At 42.4% G+C, this 19,685-nt stretch carries 14 protein-coding genes; all 14 read left to right on the top strand.

What is annotated here, in order from left to right; genetic code table 11:
• Positions 1-50: 50 nt before the first annotated feature.
• The 14 genes from rfbB to G613_RS0111425 all read left to right on the top strand — a co-directional run bounded on the left by rfbB (position 51) and on the right by G613_RS0111425 (position 19,609).
• Entirely contained in the window at positions 51-1,136 is a 1,086-nt protein-coding gene (rfbB, locus tag G613_RS0111490) for a dTDP-glucose 4,6-dehydratase (RefSeq protein ID WP_029232777.1), read from the top strand.
• A gap of 168 nt (positions 1,137-1,304) precedes the next feature.
• The gene (gene rfbA, locus G613_RS0111485) at positions 1,305-2,174 is read left to right on the top strand and encodes a glucose-1-phosphate thymidylyltransferase RfbA (RefSeq protein ID WP_029232776.1); all 870 of its coding nucleotides are present in this window, start codon (positions 1,305-1,307) and stop codon (positions 2,172-2,174) included.
• A gap of 69 nt (positions 2,175-2,243) precedes the next feature.
• On the top strand, positions 2,244-2,729 hold the full coding sequence (locus tag G613_RS0111480) for a hypothetical protein (RefSeq protein ID WP_029232775.1): 486 nt from the start codon (positions 2,244-2,246) through the stop codon (positions 2,727-2,729).
• A 77-nt stretch (positions 2,730-2,806) separates the two neighbouring features.
• A complete protein-coding gene (gene rfbC, locus G613_RS0111475; protein ID WP_029232774.1) occupies positions 2,807-3,352 on the top strand; it encodes a dTDP-4-dehydrorhamnose 3,5-epimerase in 546 nt (181 codons plus the stop codon).
• Positions 3,349-4,350 carry an ABC transporter permease gene (locus G613_RS0111470; RefSeq protein ID WP_029232773.1) on the top strand — a complete coding sequence of 334 codons (1,002 nt, stop codon included), beginning with the start codon at positions 3,349-3,351 and terminating at the stop codon, positions 4,348-4,350. Before rfbC ends, G613_RS0111470 begins: the two co-directional genes overlap by 4 nt.
• Positions 4,351-4,370: 20 nt before the next feature.
• On the top strand, positions 4,371-5,732 hold the full coding sequence (locus G613_RS0111465; RefSeq protein ID WP_029232772.1) for an ABC transporter ATP-binding protein: 1,362 nt from the start codon (positions 4,371-4,373) through the stop codon (positions 5,730-5,732).
• A gap of 19 nt (positions 5,733-5,751) precedes the next feature.
• Positions 5,752-7,911, top strand: a complete 2,160-nt coding sequence (locus tag G613_RS19210) for an SAM-dependent methyltransferase (RefSeq protein ID WP_029232771.1) — start codon at positions 5,752-5,754, stop codon at positions 7,909-7,911.
• A gap of 11 nt (positions 7,912-7,922) precedes the next feature.
• On the top strand, positions 7,923-10,034 hold the full coding sequence (locus G613_RS0111455) for a glycosyltransferase family 2 protein (protein ID WP_029232770.1): 2,112 nt from the start codon (positions 7,923-7,925) through the stop codon (positions 10,032-10,034).
• A 170-nt stretch (positions 10,035-10,204) separates the two neighbouring features.
• On the top strand, positions 10,205-12,280 hold the full coding sequence (locus G613_RS0111450; protein ID WP_029232769.1) for a glycosyltransferase family 2 protein: 2,076 nt from the start codon (positions 10,205-10,207) through the stop codon (positions 12,278-12,280).
• Positions 12,281-12,474: 194 nt separating this feature from the next.
• Positions 12,475-14,214: a phospho-sugar mutase gene (locus G613_RS0111445; protein ID WP_029232768.1), complete on the top strand. Its 1,740-nt coding sequence runs from the start codon at positions 12,475-12,477 to the stop codon at positions 14,212-14,214.
• A 70-nt stretch (positions 14,215-14,284) separates the two neighbouring features.
• A complete protein-coding gene (locus G613_RS0111440; RefSeq protein ID WP_029232767.1) occupies positions 14,285-15,730 on the top strand; it encodes a glycosyltransferase family 2 protein in 1,446 nt (481 codons plus the stop codon).
• Complete coding sequence (locus tag G613_RS0111435) at positions 15,730-16,689, top strand: glycosyltransferase family 2 protein (RefSeq protein WP_029232766.1); 960 nt, start codon at positions 15,730-15,732, stop codon at positions 16,687-16,689. Before G613_RS0111440 ends, G613_RS0111435 begins: the two co-directional genes overlap by 1 nt.
• Before the next feature lie 24 nt (positions 16,690-16,713).
• Complete coding sequence (locus G613_RS0111430) at positions 16,714-18,120, top strand: undecaprenyl-phosphate glucose phosphotransferase (protein WP_029232765.1); 1,407 nt, start codon at positions 16,714-16,716, stop codon at positions 18,118-18,120.
• Between the two features lie 103 nt (positions 18,121-18,223).
• Entirely contained in the window at positions 18,224-19,609 is a 1,386-nt protein-coding gene (locus G613_RS0111425) for an LCP family protein (protein WP_029232764.1), read from the top strand.
• The last annotated feature ends 76 nt before the right edge of the window (positions 19,610-19,685 follow it).

Genomic DNA, 19,685 nt, shown 5'->3' with positions numbered 1-19,685 from the left:
TACTATGTCAGTAAAATTTTGAAATTTTTTAAATTAACGAGGATAAAATAATGAGAACTTACTTGGTTACAGGTGGAGCTGGCTTCATCGGCTCAAATTACATTAACTATATGTTTAAAAAGTATGACAACGATATCCGTATCATCAACGTTGACGTACTTACATATGCCGGAAATCTTGAGAATCTCCGCGACGTAGAGAACAGAGATAACTACACATTTGTTAAAGCTGATATCTGCGACAGAGATGCTATCAACAAGATCTTCGAGGAGAATGACATCGACAGAGTTGTTCATTTTGCTGCAGAGAGCCATGTTGACAGATCTATCGTTAATCCAGAGGTTTTCGTTCAGACTAACGTTCTTGGAACAGCTACAATGCTTAACGCTGCCAAGAAGGCATGGGAGCTTCCTGACGGAACCTTCAAGGAGGGCAAGAAGTTCCTTCATGTTTCTACAGATGAAGTATACGGCTCACTTGATGATGATCCAAATGCATACTTCTATGAGACAACTCCATATTCACCACACAGCCCATATTCAGCTAGTAAGGCAAGCTCAGATATGCTTGTAAAGGCATACATGGACACATACAAGTTCCCTGCCAACATTACTAACTGTTCCAATAACTATGGACCTTTCCAGTTCCCAGAGAAGCTCATTCCTCTTATCATCAACAACGCTCTTGCAGGTAAGGATCTTCCTGTATACGGCGATGGTAAGAACGTACGTGACTGGCTCTTTGTTGAGGACCATGCTAAGGCTATCGATATGGTTCAGGAAAAGGGCAGACTTTTCGAGACTTACAACGTTGGTGGACACAACGAGAAGCAGAATATCGAGATAGTTAAGACAATCATTGATGTTCTTAAGGAAGAGCTTGATGATTCAGATCCAAGAAAGGCTCATCTTTCATATGACCTTATCAAGTATGTAACAGACAGAAAGGGCCATGACAGAAGATATGCCATCGCTCCAGATAAGATCAAGGCTGAGATCGGCTGGGAGCCTGAGACAATGTTCAACGAAGGTATCCGCAAGACAATCAAGTGGTACTTCGAGAACCAGGAATGGATGGAGCACGTAACAAGCGGCGATTACGAGAAATACTACGAAAAGATGTATGGTAAAAGGTAATAATACAAATTGATTGTGTTTACACAATTATCAATTTGTATTAATTACCTGAACAAACATGAGGAAAAAAGATATGCGAAGAATGAGCATATCGATTTCCGAATGTTTGCAGGATTTCGAAAGCGAAGCGGAGAAATCCGTATCATACAACAATAAGGAGATATACACATGAAGGGTATTATTTTAGCAGGCGGTTCAGGAACAAGGCTTTATCCACTTACAAGAGCAATGTCCAAGCAGATGATGCCGGTTTATGACAAGCCTATGATCTATTATCCACTTTCAACTCTTATGCTTGCAGGAATCAGAGAAGTTCTCATTATCTCTACACCAAGAGACCTTCCTGCATTTAAAGAGCTTTTTGGAAGCGGTGAACAGCTTGGTATGACCTTTGAGTATGCGGTTCAGGAGCAGCCAAGGGGTCTTGCTGATGCATTTATCATCGGAGCTAAGTTTATTGGATCTGATTCAGTTGCACTGGTTCTTGGAGATAACATCTTCTATGGCCAGAGCTTTAGTAAGCTTCTTAGAGAAGTTGCTTCAAGAGAGAGCGGGGCAACTATCTTTGGTTACTACGTAAGAGATCCAAGAGCTTACGGTGTTGTAGAGTTTGACGAGAACGGTAAGGCTATCAGCATTGAAGAAAAGCCTGAGAATCCTAAGAGTAATTACGCAGTTCCTGGTCTTTACTTCTATGACAACAAGGTTGTTGATATCGCAGCCAACGTTAAGCCTTCAGCAAGAGGTGAGATTGAGATCACCAGCATAAACAATGAATATCTTAGAAGAGGCGAGCTTTCTGTAGAGACTATGGGAAGAGGTTTCGCTTGGCTTGATACAGGTAACCACGATTCACTTCTTGATGCATCTGATTTCGTATGTGCATTCCAGAAGAGACAGGGACTTTACATTTCCTGTATCGAGGAGATTGCTTACAAGCGAGGATTCATTGATAAGGAACAGCTCCTTAAGCTGGCTGAGCCTCTCATGAAGACAGACTATGGTAAATACTTAGTAGAAGTTGCTAATGGATTATAATCATGACTTCGTTATTGCCTTGCAGTTAGCATGACAATAACAAACGGGGAGAATGATCAGGGGGTTCATATGGATAAAAAAGTATTCACAATGGCCTTAATGACCATATTTAGCGCTTTTATCCTGGTAGTTGTAATTATTTATGCAACGAATGCTGACAAGATCAACAAGATGCTTGGGAAAAAGAATAGCAGTGCTTCAGTAGAAGTTTCTACTGAGGAAATGTCTATTTCACAGGAAATCTATGGTCAGCAGATTGGCGATGACTTAAAGAGCTTTCTGTACGACGAAGACTTTTTTGATGAAACAGAAAAGGTTCCTGCTGTAGTAGTAATTCAGCAGAATACTCAGAAGGCTGGCAGCTCGGATTCATCAAGCGCGGAGGATAGCTCCGAGGGCGGCCTTGGTATGGCTGTTGTAGGACAGCTTGATAAGCCTGATGCCGCTGCTTCTTTTGGAAGCAGTATGGGACATATGCCTGACGGAGAAGTTCCTCAGGGACCGATTCCCAGTGGGGAAACAATCGGTGGAACACCTGTGGGAAATCCCAAATAAATGGCATCATGATATGCTTATATGCCTGACTCATTTTGGGTCAGGCCAAAAATATATTTATGGAGTTGTAGATTAAAATGGGTAAAATTACAGTTGAAACATGTGAAATTGAGGGACTTAAGGTTATCACACCGCAGGTTTTCGGAGATCCAAGAGGATATTTTGTAGAAACTTACAACAAGAATGATTTCGTAGAAGCAGGAATTACCTGTGAATTCGTACAGGATAATCAGTCTGCCAGCAAGAGAGGCGTTTTGAGAGGCCTTCACTTCCAGAAAGAGTTTCCTCAGGACAAGTTGGTTCGCTGTATAAACGGAGAGGTCTTCGACGTAGCTGTAGACCTTAGAAGAGATAGCAAGACATTCGGTAAGTGGTTTGGAGTTGTTTTATCAGCAGAGAATAAGAAGCAGTTCTTCATTCCAAAGGGCTTTGCTCATGGATTCCTGGTACTGTCTGATTATGCTGAATTTGCATATAAGTGCTCTGATTTTTATCATCCAAATGATGAGGGTGGCCTTATCTGGAACGATCCTGATATTGGTGTAGAATGGCCTCTTCAGGAAGGCGTTGAGCTCATCTTCTCAGACAAGGATACAAAATGGGGAGGAATCAAACAGTTTTGAATAAAGGGTTAAGAAAACTTCCCAAGCGCACTGGCTTGGGCATTTTCTATGTATTGGCGCTTGCGCTTGCGCTGGTACTGGTATTGCATAATAACCCGCTTGCAGATCCGCATACGGAGTTTCTCAAAAAGGTGTGCGGATGTGTTCTGATTGGAGTGAGTTGTATTCTGGGATTTGCCTGGTATGAAAAACTTACAGTTTTACCGGTGGAACTATTTCATTCCAGAAAGCTCATTAAGAGATTATCAATCAACGATTTCAAAAAGAGATATGCGGGATCATATATGGGAATAGTGTGGGCACTGGCACAGCCGGTGGTCACTGTTGTCATGTACTATATTGTATTTGACGTTATCTTCCAATCAAGAGCTCAGGCTGTTTCAGGAGGCATCGAGATGCCGTACGTTCTTTTCCTGACAGCAGGTCTTGTTCCATGGTTCTTTTTCACAGAAGCACTGACAAATGGAACCACATCACTTTTGGAGTATAACTATCTGGTAAAAAAGGTTCTTTTCAAGATCAGTATTCTTCCAATCGTTAAGATCATTGCAGCGATGTTCATACACGTATTCTTTATCTGTGTAATGATGATCATTGCCTGTGTATACGGATACTATCCGAATATTTACTGGATTCAGTTTATTTACTACATTGGATGCGAGTTTATTCTGGTACTGTCTCTTAGCTATGCAACATGTGCAATTGTTGTTTTCTTCAGAGACCTTTTACAGATCATAAACATCGGCCTTCAGCTGTTCCAGTGGTTTACACCGATATTGTGGAATATCAATATTGTTCCTGATGACTACAAATGGATAATCAAGCTTAATCCTATGGCCTATATTGTGGAGGGCTACAGAAACACAATCATGGGTGACACTTGGTTCTTTGAGCACTTTTATTCATCAACATATTTCTGGCTCTTTGTTGTAGCATCATTTAGCATTGGAACACTAATATTCAAACGATCAAAACCTCACTTTGCTGATGTTTTGTAATTGCGTCCGCGGAGATATAAATGGAAAAAGACATAGCGATTGAGGTTAAAAACCTCACTAAATCCTATAAATTATATGACAAGCCAATGGACAGACTCAAAGATTCTCTCGGCCTTTCCGGTAAAAAGAGATTCAAAGAGCATCTTGCTCTTAACAATGTGAGTTTATCTGTTAAAAAGGGCGAAACCGTGGGTATTATCGGAACAAACGGCTCCGGCAAGTCCACAATCCTCAAGATCATCACAGGAGTTTTGTCACCTACATCCGGCGAAGTTAATGTAGACGGCCATATTTCAGCTCTTTTGGAGCTGGGTGCCGGCTTTAATATGGAATATAACGGAATTGACAACATTTACCTTAACGGTATGATGATTGGCTTTTCCGAGGAAGAGATTACTAAGAGGCTTGATGCAATCCTTGAGTTTGCTGATATCGGAGATTATGTATATCAGCCTTGCAAGACTTATTCAAGCGGTATGTTCGTAAGACTTGCTTTCGCGGTTGCTATCAATATTGATCCTGAGATTCTTATTGTTGATGAGGCTCTTTCTGTTGGAGACGTATTCTTCCAGGCTAAGTGCTATCACAAGTTTGAAGAGTTCAAGAAGCAGGGAAAGACTATTCTTTTCGTATCCCATGATCTGTCCAGTATCAGTAAGTACTGTGATAGGGCAATCCTTCTGAACCAGGGTGTTCTCCTTGGAGAGGGCACTCCCAAGAAAATGATCGACATTTACAAACAGGTTCTTGTTGGTCAGTACCCACTTCCAACAGGTGGCGACGTGGAGAATCTTCTTGATGATGAGCAGATAAGGGATGCTGCTGCCAAGGCAGATGAGAAGGCTAACTCCAAGGTTAAAGGAGACAAAGACTTAGATAAAAAGAATTCCAAATCCCAGGCAGAAGACAAGGCTATGGGTGAGAATCCTGATACTCTCGAGTATGGAGACGGCGCAGCAACAATAGATGAATTCTATGTAACAGACGCAAATGGCCTCAGAGCCAGTTCCATTATTAAGGGAACTGACTTTACGGTTCACATGAGAGTTAAGTTTAACAAGGATGTTGCAGCACCTATTTTTGCCTTTACCTTCAAGAACATTCTTGGTATCGAGATTACAGGTACCAATTCTATGGTTGAAAAGGCATTTCTTGAGCCCGTCAAGGCCGGAGATGTAAAAGATATTTCTTTTACCCAGAATATGTCACTTCAGGGGGGCGAATATCTTATAAGCTTTGGCGTAACAGGTTTTGAGCAGAATGATTTTACTGTATATCACAGATTGTACGATGCTCTCAACATCACCGTTGTCTCCGACAAGAACACAGTTGGATACTACGACATGAATTCTACATGTAAGGTAGAAGACGCAAGTAAATAAGTTCGCGAGGAACGAGCACATGCAGGAAGAAATCAAGATTGGCAAGGTAACACTTAATTTCAAGCATTATTCAGGGGTTGATCTTTATAGTGACGGAGCTATAGAGAATGACCTTCTTGATATTGTCAAAAAATATAAAAAAGAAGAGTATCCCAAGGTAATTGAAGAGAGAGGCAACTGGCCTATTCTCTATCATTTGTCTGAGCAAAGAGCCAATATCGTTGAGTGGATCCCTATGGAAAAGGGTGCCAAGGTATTGGAGGTTGGCTCAGGATGTGGTGCGATTACCGGAATGCTGGCCCAGAAGGCGGGACAGGTTGTAGCTTGTGATCTTTCAAGGAGACGTTCTGAGATCAATGCTACAAGAAATCAGGACTGCGACAATGTTACTATTCATATCGGTAACTTTAGAGACGTGGAGCCGGACCTTCCCAAGGATTTCGACTATATCTTTTTGATTGGCGTATTTGAGTATGCCCAGGGGTATATCGGAACAGAGAATCCCTACGAGAAGTTCCTTAGAATGATGAATCGCCATCTCAAAAAGGGCGGAAGAATCGTTATCGCCATTGAGAACAGACTTGGACTTAAGTATCTGGCAGGATGCGCAGAGGATCACCTTGGAACCTACTTTACAGGAATTGAAGGTTATTCAGCGGATAGTGTTGCCAAGACCTTTACAAGAAACGGTCTTATCAATATTTTCAAGAAATGTGGCATGAAGGAGTATCACTTCTACTATCCATATCCTGATTACAAGCTGATGACTCTTTTACACTCGGATTATTATCTTCCGGGATTTGGAGAGCTTCAGGACAACGTCAGAAACTATGACCGCGATCGAATGGTTCTCTTTAATGAGAAGCATGCCTACGAGGATCTGGTAAAAGATGGAATGTATCCGGATTTTGCCAACTCTTTTGAGGTAATTATCGGTCCCGGTTTTGATACTATTTACAGTAAATACAGCAATGACAGAGTTGATGAATTTAAGATAAGAACTGACATTGCAATCAGCAGAACAGGTAGAAAGATCATCAAAAAGTTCCCTCTTACCGAGGCTGCCAAAGAGCATGTTTTCGGCATGAGAGATGCTTACGAGGGTCTTGTTGAGAAGTACAGAGGCGGTGATCTGGAGGTCAATGACTGTCAGCTTGATGAAAAAGCAGGATGTGCCATTTTCTCTTTTGTCAATGGAGTGCCACTGGCATCGCTCCTTGATGAGTGCATTGATAAGGATGATATGGACGGCTTCAATGCTCTTTTGAATGAGTACATCCGAAGAGTTAATTACAAGCCGGATTATCCGGTGTCTGATTATGACCTTATTTTCTCAAATATTATGGTTAACGGTCCTATTTGGACTATAATAGATTATGAGTGGACCTATGGTAAGTGCATTCCTGCCAAGGAACAGGTGTGGAGAGCGCTGTATTGCTATGGATTAGAAGATAGGAAAAGAGAAAAGTTTGATCCAAAGCCTATTTTCGACAAGCTTAATATATCGGAAGAAAACATCAAGGTACTACTTGATGAGGAATATGCTTTCCAGAAATACGTGACCGGAAATCGTAAGTCAATGGTTGAAATCTGGAAGGAAATTGGCAGAAAGGTTATAGTGCCCAAGGAAATGGTTCATCCAACCCAGGGTGCAAGACCTGACGACTGTATTCAGATATATCTGGACGAGGGCGGGGGCTTTTCTGAGGATGATTCAATCTTCCCGGAGGAGCAGTATGATGAGAAGAATACTGTAAGCCTTGATATCAGAGTCGATGCCAATTGCAGAACTGTTCGAATCGATCCGGCTTTTGCACCGTGTATGGTCACACTTGTTAGTGCCACATGGAATGGGGAAGCATTTGCTGATAATGTGTCAGATGTTTCAATTCATCCGGTTAACGGTAATTGGATTTCTGATGATTCAATGATCTTTAATACAGATGATCCTAATATCGAGTTTGGCTTAACTTCAGACAAACTCAGCGTCCAGGAGAGAAATCATCTGTGTATCAAGATGATAATGACTCTTTTACCAAGAAATGCAGCGCAGGCTGTAGTTGAGACCCTGGATGTGGAGGAAGAAAAGCCACAGCCCAAGGATAATATCATCAAGAAGATTGGTAAAAAGATTGTTCAAAAGCGTGAGGAGCGCTACTACAGAGACGAAGAGGAGTGACGGTTGGGGATATGCTAAAGGACGTAGCTAAGTCAGTTCTTGTAGGAAAAAGAGTAAGGAAATACAACAAGATAGTAAGTGCTAAGTCTTCTGCCTATGACAAGTGGCAGCATGCCTTAGAAAAAGAGTCGGTTATAGAAGCAACGGCTCCTATTAGCTATGAAACTTTAGAGACTGGGGAGGTCGTGCCCCATAAGCTTCCCGAGCCCAAGGTGAAGGTTGTTCCCTATGCCAAGGTGTGGGAATTATCTGATTCCAAGAACGATGAGAATGTAGTATATCTTTTTGTAAGTCCTAAGGGTAAGCTTACAAAGAGAGCAACAGAGGTTGTTAAGCAGTACTTTATAGCGCATCCTGAACACAATGTAGTATATGGTGATGAGGACGAGTATGGTAAGGTTGGCAAGTACATTCATCCTTTCTTTAAGCCGGACTGGTCACCGGACTCTTATCTTAACGCGTTTTACATTGGCAGCTTTTTTGCATGCAGGTCTCAGACCTTGCATGAGGCTGGCAGTGAATATGATAATGCTGTCAGAATGCTTGGCGGCACTTCCAATAAAAAAAACTCACCTGAACAGGTGGGACTTGAAGCATCCTTGCTTTCAGCGGATGTTCTTTTCTGCATGCTGGCGATTCATGAACATGCCTTTGCAAAAAGAACCGGATTGGAATTTCCTATTGGACATATCAGGGAGGTTCTATTCCACAGAAACCCTGAGCAGGATGTTTTTTATGGCAGAAACTTCCATAACTCCAGACATATGCTGCTGAAGCCTACTACGGTCAGCATTGTGATTCCAAGTAAGGATCATCCTGAAGTTTTGAGGAGATGCCTTGAGTCTATAGTAGAGACTACCAGTGAAAAAGATAATATCACCTATGACATAGTTGTTCTTGATAATGGTTCAGAGGCCAAGAACCGCGTAAGATACGGTGTTTTCATCGGCAAGATTCCTGTTAAGAACGGGCTGACCAAGATCAATTATCTGTATAAGCTTGAGGAGTTTAATTTCTCAGCTATGTGCAATAAGGGTGCCAAGAACACCAGGGGAGATTATCTTCTTTTCCTGAATGATGATATTGAGTGTGTCAAGGAAGGATGGCTTCGTGAGATGGTTTCTCAGGCACAGCTCAAGCATGTGGGAGCTGTTGGAGCCAAGCTTATTTACCCTGATACGGATCTTATTCAGCACGCAGGTATTGCCAATGTCAGACGCGGCCCTGTACACAAGCTTCAGAAGATGCACGATAACAAGAGCCATTACTTTGGCTATAACAGAGGTATTCACAACAATATCGGTGTTACTGCAGCATGCCTTCTTATCAGCAGAAAGAAGTTTAATGACATCGGAGGCTTTCCGGAGGAGCTTAAGGTTGCATTCAATGACGTTGATTTCTGCTATAGCGTTTTTGAGAAGGGCTATTACAACGTATGTTGTAACCACATTTATCTGAAACATCACGAGTCTCTTTCAAGAGGCCTTGATAATATGGATCCCAAGAAGATGGAAAGACTTGCCGTTGAGGGTGATACTCTCATGAGAAGGCATGTACATCTTTACAATGTGGATCCTTTCTATAGTCCACATCTTACTGAGGATGAGACTATTTCTGCGATTATTCCGAGAGAGGACTACACTCCTGTGGAGGATATCGCATATTCAAACGTATCGATCCACGACAAAGGCATTCGCGGAGCCAGAGAGGATCAGTGTCTTAGAGTTGGCTGTGAGTACAACGGCACCATGGACAACTGGCTTTACGGCGTCACGGCTGAGGGCAATGAGGAGGGTTACTTCCTTAAGGGCTACAGCTTTGTTATCGGATCTGATAATGCTCTTTTCGAGAAAAAGCTTTTGCTTAGAAAAGTTGAGAGAAATGAGGGCGGAGCAGGACCTGTGGACAGCAAGGTTTACAGCTTCCCTATTTATACCTGGTACAGACCTGACATAAGGGTAAGGCTTCAGGATCAGGTTAATGTGGACCTTACAGGTTACAAACTCAAGATCAGAAAGGGACTGCTTGTTCCGGGATATTACCAGATAGGAATGCTTGCAGTCGATAAGACCAGCAGACTTAAACTGGTGAACTGGGTTCCGAACATATTGATAATAAAATAATCAAGGTCATACATTGTTCTGCTAGCAGAAAACAATGTATGACTTTGAGAATTAAACACGTATGAGGAAGGAGTAATTTACGAAGTAAATTAGCAAATTTCGAATATGTGTCAGATTGCGACAACGTAGTGAAGCAATCTGTATTATCAAATAAAGAAAAGGATATAGATATGAGTGAAAAGGATTACAAGTCAGCCTATGAGCGCGAGAAATTAAAGAGCGCTGACCTGGCTGAGCGAATTGCAGAACTGGAGGATAAGAACCAGGAGCTGCAGTTCAAATTGGATAGAATTAAGAATAACCCAATCTGGAAGGCAAGTACTCCCGCCAGAAATACTATGCACTGGGTTATCAGACAGAGGGACAGAATTAAAAATCAGGGCTCTCTTCGCGGTGTCATTGCCAAGATCAAGTACAAGCAGATTGAGAAAAAGGCCATGACCCACTATGGTACAGAGAGTTTTCCAAGCCCTGAGACAAGAGCAGAGCAGGAAAATGCTGTATTTGAGAAGATGCCACTTATTTCAATTCTAGTACCTTTGTACAACACTCCTGAGAAATTCCTTAGGGATATGATTGAATCTGTGCTTGCCCAGACCTACAGCAACTGGCAGCTTTGCCTTGCGGATGGTTCAGATGCTGAGCATGTTGAGCTGGTTAGTAGGATTGTAAGAGAGTATCAGGAAAAAGAAAAGGATTTTAAAGCTGATTCAGCAAACGGCGCAGTCAGAAATGGCGGCAGGATCTGCTACATGAAGCTTGAAAAAAATGAAGGAATTTCAGGAAACACCAACCACTGTCTTGAGATGGCTTATGGTGAGTATATAGGTCTTTTTGACCATGATGATATTCTTCATCCTGAAGTTCTGTACTGGTATGTTAAGGCTATTAACGAGGAGAAGGCTGATTACATCTACTGTGATGAGACCACCTTCAAGGGTGATGACATCAACAAGATGATAACCATGCACTTTAAGCCTGATTACGCAATTGATAACCTCAGAGCCAATAACTATATTTGTCATTTCAGTGTTTTCAAGAGAACACTTCTTGATGGTACAGAGCTCTTTAGAACAAAGTTTGACGGAAGCCAGGATCACGACATGATTCTCCGCCTTACTGACAGAGCTGAGCATATCGTTCATGTACCTAAGCTCTTGTATTACTGGAGATCCCATGCGGGAAGCGTTGCATCTGATATCAATGCTAAGCCTTATGCTATTGATGCGGCTAAGGGCGCGGTTGCAGATCATCTTCGCAGACATGGCTATGATCATTTCAAGATTACTAGTACAAGAGCCTTTGAGACAATCTTCAAGATTACCTATGAGGTAATGGGAACACCTAAGATTTCTATTGTGATTCCTAACTGTGAACATGCAGAGGACCTCAAGAGATGCATCACTTCAATCTATGAGAAGTCTGTATACGATAACTACGAGATCATCGTGGTAGAAAACGGTAGCACAGGTTCAGAAATCAAGGGATACTACGAGGAACTTAGGACCGGATCGTTAAAAGATATTGTTAAGGTTGTGGACTTCTACGAAGGCGGGGCACATCTTAATCCGGATGGAAGCAAGCCCTCTTTTAACTATTCAGCAGTTGTTAATTACGGCGTTGCTCATAGTGACGGCGAATACATTATTCTTCTTAATAATGATACACAGGTTATTACTGTTAACTGGATGGAAGAGCTTCTTATGTATGCCCAGAGAAAAGATGTGGGCGCTGTAGGTGGAAAGCTCTACTTTCCGGATCGTAAGATCCAGCACGCAGGCGTTGTTCTTAAGCTTGGAGCTCACAGAACAGCAGGACATTCTCATTACGGCCAGGCCGGAATGAACCTGGGATATATGGGAAGACTGTGCTACGCTCAGGACGTAAGTGCTGTTACAGGTGCCTGCCTCATGGTCAGTCGTGCCAAGTATGACGAGGTTGGAGGCTTTGACGAGGGCTTTGAAGTATCTTTAAATGACGTGGATTTCTGCCTGAAGCTTAGAGAAAAAGGATATCTTAATGTCTTTACTCCATTTGCAGAGTTGTTCCACTATGAATCTCTTTCCCGTGGCCTCGATCTTGAAGGCAAGAATGCAGAGCGCTATGAGAAGGAATCAGAGCACTTCCGCACCAAGTGGAAAGAAGTGCTTGATAAGGGTGATCCTTACTACAATCCAAACTTCTCTCTTGATAGAAGTGATTTCAGCCTGAATGTTGAGGGCTATTCAAGCCTTAGGAACCAGTAATTGATAGATATAGTCAGTTGTTGCAGGGATGCAGCAGCTGACTTTTTTCATAGTCGCAAGCGGCTATGAAACAAGAAGTTTACGATGTTGTTCTTGGTATTTAGCGTGTCCAATGATGCTTAACTATGTTATAATAAGGATTGTATGAGGCCTAGAGTTGGTCTTATATACATGATGACGAGGAGGAAACTATAATGAGTGATGCTCAGAAACAGCTTGAATATTGGCTTAATGATTCTTACTTTGATGATGAGACTAAGCAGGAACTTATGTCCATCAGAAATGATGAGGCAGAGGTAGAGGATAGATTTTACAGAGAACTTGAATTTGGTACAGGTGGTCTTCGTGGTGTTATCGGAGCAGGTACCAACAGAATGAATAAATACACAGTTCGTAAGGCTACACAGGGCCTTGCAAACTACATCAAGAAAAACGGTGGCCCGGATGCAGCTAAAAAGGGTGTAGCTATTTCTTATGACTGCAGAAGATTTTCTCCTGAGTTTGCAGATGAGACAGCTCTTTGCCTTGCAGCTAACGGAATTAAGGCTTACGTAAGTGATATTTTACGTCCTACACCGGAGCTTTCATTTGCTCTTAGAGAATTTGGATGTATCGCAGGTGTTATGGTTACAGCTTCTCATAACCCACCTGAGTACAATGGATACAAGGTATACTGGCAGGATGGTGCACAGGTTACACCTCCTCACGATACAGGTATTATCTCAGAGGTAGTTGCAATCACGGATTACCATGATGTTAAGACCATGTCCAAAGAGGATGCTATTGCAGCAGGCCTTTATGTTTCCTTTGGTGAGGAAATCGACGACAAGTACATGGTTGAACTCAAGAAACAGATCATCCACAAGGATGTCATCGACGAGATGGCTGATAAGTTCACCATCGTTTATTCACCATTCCATGGAACAGGTAATCTTCCTGTAAGACGAGTTCTCAAGGAACTTGGCTTCAAGAATGTTTTCGTAGTTCCTGAGCAGGAGCTTCCTGATCCAGATTTTACAACTCTTGCATATCCTAACCCTGAGGATCCTAAGGCTTTTGAGCTTGCTCTTAAGCTTGCCAAGGAGAAGGATGCAGACATCGTTCTTGCAACAGATCCTGATGCTGACAGACTTGGTATCTATGCAAAAGATAATAAGACCGGCGAATACGTAGCATTTACAGGAAATATGTCCGGTATGCTTATTGGGGATTATATTCTTCGTGAGAGACAGGCTACAGGTACAATGCCTGAGAATCCAGCTTTTGTAACAACAATCGTTACAACAAACATGGCTAAGGCTGTTGCTGAGAAGTATGGTCTTCACTATATTGAAGTTCTTACAGGCTTTAAGTACATCGGTGAGCAGATTAAGCTCTTTGAAGAGAATGGTCAGTCCCACAACTATGTATTTGGTCTTGAGGAGTCCTATGGATGTCTTGCAGGAACTCACGCAAGAGACAAGGACGCTGTCGTTGCAGTTATGATGCTGTGCGAGCTTGCAGCTTTCTACAAGAAGCAGGGCAAGAGCGTATGGGATGCAATGATTGATATGTATGAGAAGTACGGCTATTACAAGGAAGGCCAGTACTCAATTACCATGAAGGGTAAAGAGGGTGCTGAGCAGATTGCAGCTCTTATGGACAGACTCCGCAGCAATCCGCCTAAGGAATTTGGTTCATTCAAGGTTGAGGAGTTTAGAGATTACAAGACAGGTAAGACTCTGGATATGGCTACAGGCAAAGAAGGCCAGACAGGACTTCCTACTTCAAACGTTCTGTACTTTGCTCTTGATAATGACGCATGGTGCTGCGCTAGACCTTCAGGAACAGAGCCTAAGATTAAGTTTTACATGGGCGTTAAGGGAACAAACCTTGAGGACGCTGACAAGCTCCAGAACGAGCTTACAGATGCTGTTAAAGCAGTAATCGGCTGAAATGATCAAGGTAAATCCTGACATATCCTGATGTCAGAAATATTACTAAAATGATTTAGGACGATAATATATGGGAATCAAGAATGCGGTCCAAAAGACAATTGCATATCAGAAACGCAATGGAACAAGGGCCGCATTTTTTGCTGCCCTTGAACGTGTTTCAGACAATATTCATGATAAGTATCAGTATGTGCCTTTATCAGAGGAGGTACTGCTGGAGCAAAAGCGGGAGTACAAGCTCCTGGCTGAAGCGGGGAACTGCGTAAGATTTAGTATAGTAGTTCCTCTTTTTAATACTCCGGAAAAGTATCTGAAGGAGATGATCGAATCTGTAATTAATCAGACCTATGGTGACTGGGAACTGGTTTTGGCGGATGCGTCCATGAATACCTCGGATATAGCGCTGGAGTATGCCAAGGAGGATCCGAGGATCAAGTATTATCATTTGGATAAAAATGGCGGAATCTCGGAGAATACCAACAGAGGAATCGAGAAAGCAACCGGGGATTATATAGGTCTTTTGGATCATGATGATCTGCTTACTCCGGACGCATTGTATGAAGTCTCAAGGGTGATCAGAAAGAGCATGAAACAGAACAGGCTCTCAAGATATCAGGATTGCCCAATAAGGCTTATTTATTCTGACGAAGACAAATTTGATGGCAACAAGTATTATGAACATCATGCCAAGCCATCTTTTAATATGGACTATTTGATGTCCAACAATTATATCTGTCATTTCGCAGTTATGAGGGCTGATGTTATAAAAAGACTGAAGCTCCGCGCTGCATTTGATGGGGCGCAGGACTTTGATCTGTTCCTTAGGGCAACGGCAGAAGCAACTTTGGAAATGCCCATGGCAGCAGGACAGATTGTTCACATCAGCAAGGTTTTGTATCACTGGAGATGCCACAAGGATTCAACGGCAGCTAACCCTGCAAGTAAGACCTATGCTTACGATGCAGGAAAAAAGGCACTGGCTGATCTCATGAAGAGATACAAAATAGAGGCCGAAGTTGAGATGCTTCAGCACCTGGGATTTTACCGTATCAACTATATTCCGGACATTTTTGCAGGCAGGAAAGATGTGGGCTGTGTGGGTGGTAAGGTCTTGAATAAAAAAGGCAGAATTGTTGGCGGCGCATACACTAAGGATAAAAACCTTATGTATGCTAACCTCCCGGAGGGCTATAGCGGCGGCCTTCAGCATAGGGCTGTGCTTCAGCAGGACTGCGCAGCGGTTGATTTGAGATGTATTTCTGTAAGACCTGAACTTATTCCGCTCTACGAACAGGTTACAGGGATTAAGTATGTGGATGCATACGGAGAAGCTATTGCCATGGCGAAGATTGCTTCTGAGTCAGGTAAACGTGGTACTACTCAGGCTGCAGATGAGAGATTTAAATCTCTTGACCAGCAGGAAATAGTGAATCTTAGCTTCAAGTTATGCGAGGAAATCAAGAAAAAAGGCTACAGGATCGTGTGGGATCCAAGGGCTGTACAGAGGATTAGCTGATGAGAACTGTAGCGGTTATTATTCCGAATTTCAATGGCAAAAAATATTTGGCTGACTGTCTAAGGAGCCTTAGAAAACAGACCTTCAAGGATTTTGAGGTAATACTGGTAGACAATGGCTCCGAGGATGGAAGTGTTTCTTTTGTCCAAAAAGAATTTCCTGAGGCCAGAATTATTGATCTATCCGAGAATACAGGATTTGCCAATGCTGTAAATGTAGGGATCAAGGAAACTTCCGCCAAATATGTATTTTTATTAAATAATGACACTATCTGCGACGAGAGTGCGATTGAGGCTTTGGTTAAGGTTATGGACAAGAAGCCTTCTGTTTTCAGCGCTCAGGCCAAGATGCTCCAGATAAAGGAACCACATCTTATCGATGATGCAGGAGATTATTACTGCGCCCTTGGCTGGGCATTTGCGCCTTCCAAGGATAAAGACAATAGCAAGTACGCAAGAAGAGTAAATATTACCAGTGCCTGCGCCGGAGCGGCAATGTACAGGCGGGAAGTATTCGAGGAAATCGGATACTTTGATGAGGCGCATTTTTGCTATCTTGAAGATGTGGATGTGGGCTATAGAGCCAGACTCTTTGGATATAATAACGTGATGGAACCGGGGGCAATTGTTTATCACGTGGGAAGCGGCAGTAGTGGTTCAAGGCACAATGCATTTAAGGTTGAACTGACTGCGGCTAATAATTTATACTTTATCTATAAAAACTTAAGTGCCTTTCAGATAATTATTAACCTTCCATTAATTCTGATAGGTGTTATAATTAAGCATGTTTTCTATGTGAGAAAAGGGTTGGGGAAGTCTCATGTCAAGGGACTTTCTAAAGGTTTTTCCAAGATTTTTACTAATTCGGATAAAAGAGTCACCTTTGGCGGCAGGCAGATTGCAAACAGCTTTTTGCTGCAGCTGGAGCTATGGGCTAACTGTATAAGACGCTTGCAGTAAGCCGCTGACTTGAGGCATTTATAGATGATCAAAGACAACCAGACACATTTGAATAGGGCGCATGTGGTTGTGGACGGGCTTATTGTTGCCGGTTCTTACATGCTGTCTTACTATATCAAGTTCGAATCATTTCTCGGCGACAGAAATCCTGCGGGCCACCTTTCCATGTGGACCTACTTTTCTGCGCTGTATTTTTTGGTGCCTGGATTTCTTTTCCTGTATTATCTTGTAGACCTCTACACATCGAGGCGGGCTCTTAAGCTATGGGATGAATTCATAGACATTGTCCAAGCCAATGTGGTGGGCGTGATCGGGTTCTACGTTGTACTGTTCATGTTAAAGCAGAACGACTTCTCACGAACCATGATCGCGATTTTTGCAATTATTAATGTTGTGCTTACAACGGTAGCTCACGGAATGCTCCGTAAGTTCCTTAGATATATTAGGAAAAAAGGCTATAATATCAAGCACATTTTGCTTGTTGGATATTCAAGGGCAGCTGAAGGGTACATTAGCAGAATTCTGGAGAATCCCCAGTGGGGCTATGATATTGTAGGTATTTTGGATGATTTTGTTCCGATTGAAACCAGCTACCATGGTGTAAGAGTTGTTGGTAAGATCAATCAGCTCGGAGATTTCCTGGCAGGCGGCAGTTACGATGAGATAACAATCACACTTCCGCTGAATGATTACGACAGACTGGAAGAGCTTGTTTCGCAGTGCGAAAAATCCGGTGTCCATACCAAGTTCATTCCGGATTATCAATCTCTTTTCCCAAGTAATCCGTACACTGAGGATGTTCAGGGACTTCCTGTTATTAATATCAGGTATGTGCCTTTGACTAATTCTTTTAACAACTTGTCCAAAAGAGTGGTTGATATCATCGGATCTTTGTTTGCAATCATCTTGTTCTCGCCTGTAATGCTGGCTGCAGCGATCGCGGTCAAGGCTACAAGTAAGGGACCTATAATTTATAAGCAGGAGAGAATCGGGCTTAACGGCGAGCCATTTATGATGTATAAGTTCAGAACCATGAAGGTTCAGACGGAGGCCGAGGAAAAGAAGGGCTGGACAACCAAGAACGATCCGAGAGTTACCAAGGTGGGAGCGCTTCTTCGTAAGACAAGTATCGATGAGATGCCTCAGTTCTTTAATATACTATTTGGAAAGATGAGCCTTGTGGGACCAAGACCTGAGAGACCTCAGTTTGTTGAAAAGTTCAAGGAACAGATTCCAAGATATATGGTTAAGCATCAGGTTCGTCCGGGACTTACAGGATGGGCGCAGATCAATGGTTACAGAGGTGATACTTCTATTAGAAAGAGAATTGACTACGATATTTACTATATCGAGAACTGGTCAATGTCCTTTGATCTTAGGATAATCCTTGGTACCATCAGGTATGGATTTGTGAATAAAAATGCATATTAAGTGTTATAAACATTTCTTGTATATTTTAAATAATTGTGGCACAATGTATGGTGGTGTGAAGTTTTCACGCCACCTTATTTGTTTTAGTTGGAGGAGTATTGTAATGGGAAATCGTGACGACGAGTACTATGACAGAGAAGATAGAAGACCATCCCGAAACTCTAGGGATGATGCTAGAAGAGATAACAGACGTAGTGATGACAGATACAGAGATGATTACTACGAGGATGATTATGACGATTATGATGATAGACCTGTAAGGAGAAGATCCTCAGAGGATTCATCAAGAAGTTCTTCAGGTAGCAGGAACAGCTCCAGAAGCAGTTCAGGCAGAAGTGCTTCACACAGCTCTTCAAGAAGCAGCTCATCAAGAAGTTCATCATCCAGAAGTTCTTCTTCTAAATCAGGAAGAGGAAATGGCGGATCCAGAGGCGGCAAGAAGAAAAAGAATCAGAAACTTGGAATTATCCTTGTTATAGCTGAGGTTGCTGTTGCATGTATCCTTTTGTTTGTTGCTTATCAGGTGTTCTTCAAGGTAGATGTTACCAAGGTTGGTAAGGTTAACATGAACGAAGAGGTTATCAGTAAGAGTATCAATGATACTGTTGCCGAGAACCAGGAGATGAAGGGGTATACCAATATTGCCCTGTTCGGTGTTGACTCTCGTGAAGGCGAGCTTACCAAGAAGACCAGAACAGATACAATCATTATCGCTTCAATCAACAATGATAACGGCGATGTTAAGCTTTGCTCAGTATATCGTGATACATATCTTAACCTCAGTAACGATGAGTACACCAAGTGTAACGCAGCTTACGCCGAGGGTGGTCCTGAGCAGGCGATTTCAATGCTTAATATGAACCTTGATATGGATATCGAGGATTTCATTACTATTGGTTTCAGAGGACTTACTGATGTAGTTGATGCTCTTGGCGGAGTACCTATCGAGGTTACAGATGCTGAGATTTCTCACCTTAACAACTACCAGGCTACAATGGCTCAGGAACTCAAGATGGATTACACACCGGTTCAGAGCGCTGGACTTCAGACTCTTAACGGCCTTCAGGCTACAGCTTACTGCCGTATCAGATATACTGCAGGTGATGACTTCAAGCGTGCTGAGAGACAGAGAACAGTTCTTATGGCTTGTCTTGACAGAGCTAAGGGCATGAGCTATTCACAGCTTGAGACAGTTGCTAACAAGGCATTTGGTGAGACTTATACATCACTGGACCTTTCCGAGATACTTGACCTTCTCAAGAATATTGCTAATTACGAAGTTGTAGATAACAACGGATTCCCAGAAGAGACAATGCGTGCAACAGGCACAATTGGTAAGAAGGGTAGCTGCGTTGTAGCTGTTGATCTTGAGTCAAATGTTAAGTGGCTTCACCAGTTCCTTTTCGAGGATTCTGAGTATACAGTATCTGAGGATGTTAAGAAGTACAGCGAGAAGATTAAATCAGATACAAGTTCTTATTTGAATTAACGAGATTTATTTTGTATTTATTGATAAAATATAAGGGGCTGGGTTTATAAATACCCTGCCCCTTTATACTTGCGCA

The organism is Butyrivibrio sp. VCB2006, from assembly GCF_000420945.1.
Lineage (GTDB): Bacteria > Bacillota > Clostridia > Lachnospirales > Lachnospiraceae > Butyrivibrio.
Note: the sequence above shows the minus strand (reverse complement) of the source record. Positions and strands in the feature narration are given on the sequence as shown.